Origin of the sequence: Nocardioides sp. NPDC059952 (assembly GCF_042730435.1) — a bacterium.
Lineage (GTDB): Bacteria > Actinomycetota > Actinomycetes > Propionibacteriales > Nocardioidaceae > Nocardioides.
The window spans coordinates 1-6010 of record NZ_JBHWLY010000135.1; the positions used below are offsets into that span (position 1 = coordinate 1).

The window sequence follows — 6010 nt, forward strand, 5'->3', positions numbered from 1 at the left end:
GCGAGCAGGGTCGTAACGCGAAGAGATCGAGCGTGACGACCGAGCGAGGTCGAACGGCGAGCTTGCTCGTCCGTTCGCGCCGAGCGAGGGAGTAAGGCGCCCGAAGGGCGCCAGCGCAGCGGGTGAGCCTGCGAACCCGCGAAGCGGGTCGAGATCTACGATATCGGTACAAACCCCGATGCGCGCTCACCATGGGTGCGCGAGAGTTGGGGTCGTGACCGACGCAGACCGACTCGAGATCGCCGCCCAGGCGATCGACCTGCACAAGACCTACGGCAAGGGCGCCGCGGAGGTCCGCGCGCTCGACGGCGTGAGCCTGGACCTCTACGCGGGCCAGTTCACCGCCATCATGGGCCCGAGCGGTTCGGGCAAGTCGACGCTGATGCACTGCCTGGCGGCGCTCGACAAGCCGACGACCGGCGAGGTGGTCGTCGGCGGGCGTAAGCTCGGCAAGCTGCGCGACCGCCGCCTCACCTCGCTGCGGCGCGACAAGATCGGGTTCGTCTTCCAGGCGTTCAACCTGGTGCCGACGCTGACCGCGCAGGAGAACATCCTGCTGCCGCTCTCCCTGGCCCGGAAGAAGCCGGACCCGGGGTGGTTCGACCAGGTCATCGACACGGTCGACCTGCGCCCGCGGCTCTCGCACAAGCCGAGCGAGCTCTCCGGTGGACAGCAGCAGCGGGTCGCCTGTGCCCGGGCGCTGGTCTCCAAGCCGGACATCGTCTTCGCCGACGAGCCGACCGGCAACCTCGACTCCACCTCGGCCGCACAGGTGCTCGACTTCCTGCGCCACAGCGTCGACGACCTGGGCCAGACCATCGTCATGGTGTCCCACGACCCGGTCGCCGCCTCCTACTGCGACCGGGTGATCTTCCTGGCCGACGGCCGGATCGTCGACGAGCTGGCCAAGCCGAGCCGCGAGGAGATCCTGGCCCACATGGCCGACCTGCAGGCGCGGGCGATGGGCCTGGCTCCGATCGGCGAAGGTGCCTGAGGGTGAACCAGACAATCGCCACACCGCCACGTCCGCACTCTGGCGCTTGCGCAAGGAAGGTGGCGACGTGCTCCGGCTGACGCTGCGCAACCTCGCCGCGCACAAGGTGCGCCTGCTCATGTCGACGCTCGCGATCGTCCTGGGCGTGGCGTTCCTGGCCGGCGTACTCACCTTCTCGCACGGGCTCGACCGCACCTTCTCCGGGATCATCAACGGCTCCACGCCCGACGGCCAGGTACGCCCGACCAACAGCGCCAGCTCGGCCGAGGCCAGCCGCCCCGGCGGGGGCGGCGCGGCCATGCTCGAGCCGGAGGCCATCGAGAGGCTGCGTACGCTGCCGGAGGTCGCTCGCGCCGACGGGGTGGTCCAGGGAGCAGGGCTCTATGTGCTCGACACCGACGACAAGCTGGTCAGCAGCTCGGGTGCGCCGACGCTGGCCTTCAACCACACCGGAACCCCCAATCTGCTCGGCGAGCCGTCGCTCGAGCTCATCGAAGGAAGCTGGCCGACCGGGAAGAAGGAGCTCGTCCTCGACGAGGCGACCGCGGAGAAGGCCGGCTATCGGGTGGGAGACTCCGTCACCCTGATCGCACCCCAGGGCGAGACCCGCCGCAAGGTCACCCTCACCGGCACCGCCTCCTTCAACGGCGGTGGCACGGCCGGCGCGCAGCTGCTGATCTTCAGCACCGCCGGCGCCCAGAGCCTGTTCACCGAAGGCAAGGACGTCTACTCCGGGATCTCGTTGACCGCCGCCCCCGGCGTCAGCCAGAAGGAGCTCGTCGCGGCCGCGAACACGGTGGTCCCGAAGGGGTTCGAGGCCGTCACCGGCGACAAGATGGTTGAGGAGTCCGAGGACGCGATCGGTGAGTTCCTCGACGTGATCTCGGTCTTCCTGATCGTCTTCGCGGTGATCGCGGTCATCGTCGGTGCCTTCATCATCGTCAACACCTTCTCGATCCTGATCGCGCAGCGCTCCCGCCAGCTGGCACTGCTGCGCGCCCTGGGGGCCTCCCGCCGCCAGGTCACCACGTCGGTGCTCTTCGAGGCGCTGGTGATGGCGCTGGTCGCGGCGACCATCGGCATCCTCGCCGGCTGGGGGCTCGCCCACGGCCTGGCCGCCGCCTTCCGTCAGGCCGGTCTGGAGATCGCCTCCGACGTCCTCGTCCTCACCCCGCGCACCATCTGGATCTCCTACGCGGTGGGCGTCCTCGTCACCCTCGCCGCGGCCCTGCTCCCCTCCCGCCGGGCCGGGAAGGTCCCGCCGGTGGCGGCGATGCGCGAGGACACCCAGCCTCCGGCCAGATCCACCGTCCTGCGTACGTCGGTGGGGCTCGTCCTGCTGGCCGCCGGTCTCGCGATCGCGGCGGTGCCACGGATCGGGGTCCCGGAGATCAGTCTTCCCGGCGGGTTCGACGTGCCGACGAGCCCGGCGCTGTGGGTGGGCGTCGGGGCCGGGATATCGATCCTCTCGGTCGCCTGGATCAGCGCGTTCCTGGGCCGCCCGGTCCTGGCGGCGCTGCGTACGGTCTCGGGGGCGCTCTTCGGGATGACCGGCAAGCTCGCCGGCCAGAACGCGATGCGCGACCCACGGCGCACCGGTGCCACCGCGTCGGCGCTGATGATCGGGCTGGCGCTGGTCTCGCTGATCGGCGTGCTCGCGGCCTCGATGAACGCCTCGATCTCCGACGTGGTCGAGGAACAGTTCAAGCCCGACCTGGTCGTGCAGAGCCCGACCTTCACTGCGTTCCCGACCTCGATCGGCGACGAGATGGAGAAGGTCGAGGGCGTGGCCACCGTCTCGCGTTCGCAGATCGCCCAGGCCGTCGTCGGTGAGGTGGACCTGCAGAACCCGAAGAAGAACGAGGTCGCGTTCCTCTTCGGCGTCGACGAGCACCTGCCGCAGGTCTACGACCTGGATGTGCTCGAGGGCAGCGAGGACCTCAAACCCGGCCAGGTGCTGGTCACCGACGAGGCCGCGAAGGAGCACGGCTGGCGGCTCGGCGACCGCATCGACCTCACCTTCGTCAGCGGTCGCCAGCAGCACCCGCAGATCAGCGGGATCATCGCCCGGACCCAGGTCACCGGTGACATCACGGTGCGCATCGAAGACCTCGTCGCGGCCAAGGTGCCGCGCGAGGACGCCTCGCTGAGCATCATGCTCGCCCGCGGAGCCGACCCCGCGGTCGTCCACGAGCGTCTCGACAAGCTCGTCGAGGATCGCCCGGTGGTCGCGGTGCAGGACAAGGACGAGTTCGCCGAGTCGATCAAGGGGCAGGTCAACCAGCTGCTCTACATGATCTACGGCCTGCTCGCGCTGGCGATCGTGATCGCTGTGATCGGCATCGTCAACACCCTCGGCCTCAGCGTCATCGAGCGCACCCGCGAGATCGGGTTGCTACGCGCGATCGGCCTCTCGCGTGGCCAGCTGCGCCGGATGATCACCCTGGAGTCGGTGACGATCGCGGTCCTCGGCGCGGTCCTCGGGCTCGTTCTCGGGGTGCTCTTCGGGGTGCTGCTGCGCGACGCGCTGCGCGAAGACCTCACCAGCCTGTGGGTGCCGCTCGACCAGCTGGCCGTCTTCCTGGCGATCGCCGTCTTCGTCGGCGTCCTGGCCGCGCTCCTCCCCGCCATCCGCGCAGGAAGGGAAGACGTCCTCAAGGCCATCGCCTCGGAGTAGTGTGCCCCGGGTGAGCACCGAGCACACCACAGACCTGCCCGAACCCACCCTCCGCGTCCACCAGCCGGAGACGGCTGCGGTGGGGATTCCCGGGGTGGCCCACTCGATGGAGTACGCGCTGCGCGAGATGGGCCCCAAGCGCAGCCTGCAGACGCTGCTTAAGGTCAACCAGGTCGGCGGCTTCGACTGTCCCTCCTGCGCCTGGCCGGACCCCGACCATCGCAAGGCGGCCGAGTTCTGCGAGAACGGCGCCAAGGCGGTGGCGTGGGAGGCGACCCGCAAGCGGGTCGACCGCGACTTCTTCGCGGCCAACTCGGTCTCCTCGCTCAACGAGCGCGACGACCACTGGCTCGAGTCGCAGGGTCGGCTGACCGAGCCGATGTACATCGCCCCCGGCGAGACCCACTACTCCCCCATCGCCTGGTCCGAGGCGATCTCGCTGATCGCCGATCGGATGCGCGCGGCCGACCCCGACCGTTCGGTCTTCTACACCTCCGGCCGCGCGTCCAACGAGGCCGCGTTCGTCTACCAGCTGCTCGCCCGCCAGCTCGGCACCAACAACCTGCCCGACTGCTCCAACATGTGCCACGAGTCCAGCGGCACCGCGCTCGGCGAGGTCATCGGCATCGGCAAGGGCACGGTCACCTACGACGACCTCGCCGAACACTCCGACCTGATCTTCGTAGTCGGCCAGAACCCCGGCACCAACCACCCACGGATGCTGACCGCGCTCGAGTCCGCCAAGGAGAACGGCGCCAAGGTCGTCTCGGTCAACCCGCTTCGCGAGGCCGGGATGGGGCGGTTCCGCAACCCCCAGACCGTACGCGGCGTCAGCGGCGTCGGCACCCAGCTCGCCGACATCCACGTGCCCGTGCAGGTCAACGGCGACCTCGCGCTGTTCGCCGGGATCAACAAGCTGCTCGTCGAGCGCGACGCCATCGCGCACCCGTTCCTCGAGGAGCACACCGACGGCTTCGAGGTCGCCGCGCAGGCCTGGGCGGCGATGGAGTGGGACGAGATCACCCGGCTCAGCGGCATCTCGCGGGAGGAGATCGAGTCCCTCACCGACCTGGTCGAGTCCCGCGAGCGCGTCATCGTGTGCTGGGCGATGGGCCTGACCCAGCACAAGAACTCGGTCGCCACGATCCGCGAGATCGCCTCGTTCCTGCTGCTGCGCGGCAACATCGGCAAGCCCGGTGCCGGCGCCTGCCCGGTCCGGGGCCACTCCAACGTGCAGGGCGACCGCACCATGGGCATCTGGGAGAAGCCGCCGGCGTGGTTCCTGGACGCCGTCGGTGACGAGTTCGGCATCACGCCACCGCGCGAGGACGGTTACGACGTCGTCGCCGCCATCGAGGCGATGCGCGACGGCGCCGTCGACGTCTTCCTCGCCCTGGGCGGCAACTTCGCCGCCGCGACCCCCGACACCGCCGTCACCACGGCGGCCCTGGCCAACGTCGGCCTCACCGTCCAGGTCTCGACCAAGCTCAACCGCAGCCACCTCCACCACGGCCGCGAGGCTCTGATCCTCCCCTGCCTCGGCCGCACCGAGCGCGACGAGACCGGCGGCCGCGAGCAGTACGTCACCGTCGAGGACTCGATGGGCATGGTGCACGCCTCCCACGGCCGCCTGCTTCCGGGCTCGAAGGAGCTGCGCAGCGAGGTCGGCATCGTCTGCGCCATCGGCGAAGCGCTGTTCGGCTCGGACCAGGGCGTCGACTGGGCCACGATGGGCGTGGACTACTCCCGGATCCGCTGGCACATCTCCGCGGTGGTCCCCGGGTTCGAGGACTTCGAGACCCGGCTGAAGGCGCCCGGGGGCTTCGCCCTGCCCAACGGCCCGCGCGACTCGCGCACCTTCGACACGGCGACCGGCCGGGCCCGGGTCACCGCCAACCCGCTGACCGCGGTCGCCGCTCCCCCGGGCCACCTGCTGCTGCAGACGCTGCGCTCCCACGACCAGTTCAACACCACCGTCTACGGCTACAACGACCGCTACCGCGGCATCAAGGGCGGGCGCCACGTCGTCTTCGTCAACCCCGAGGACCTCCGCGAGCTCGGCATCGCCGACGGCGACACCGTCGACATCGTCTCGGTCTGGACCGACGGCGAGCGCCGGGCCGAGGGCTTCCGCGTCGTCGCGTACGCCACCCCTCGCGGCTCCACCGCGGCGTACTTCCCGGAGACGAACGTCCTCATCCCGCTCGACTCCTACGCCGACGGCAGCCGCACCCCGACCTCGAAGTCGGTCGTCGTACGCCTCGACCCCCGCCGAGTCGTCTCGTCCTGACCGGTTCCATCGCCGAGTCGGCGCGTCATAACGCCTGTCTCTTATACAC

At 70.0% G+C, this 6010-nt stretch carries 3 protein-coding genes; all 3 read left to right on the forward strand.

Annotation, left to right across the window (positions count from 1 at the left end; genetic code table 11):
- Positions 1–214 precede the first annotated feature (214 nt).
- The 3 genes from ACFV9G_RS29575 (at position 215) to ACFV9G_RS29585 (ending at position 5961) form a co-directional block, all read left to right on the forward strand.
- Positions 215–994: an ABC transporter ATP-binding protein gene (locus ACFV9G_RS29575; RefSeq protein WP_378733015.1), complete on the forward strand. Its 780-nt coding sequence runs from the start codon at positions 215–217 to the stop codon at positions 992–994.
- Between the two features lie 67 nt (positions 995–1061).
- Entirely contained in the window at positions 1062–3671 is a 2610-nt protein-coding gene (locus ACFV9G_RS29580) for an ABC transporter permease (protein WP_378733017.1), read from the forward strand.
- A 10-nt stretch (positions 3672–3681) separates the two neighbouring features.
- A complete protein-coding gene (locus ACFV9G_RS29585) occupies positions 3682–5961 on the forward strand; it encodes an FdhF/YdeP family oxidoreductase (protein WP_378733019.1) in 2280 nt (759 codons plus the stop codon).
- The last annotated feature ends 49 nt before the right edge of the window (positions 5962–6010 follow it).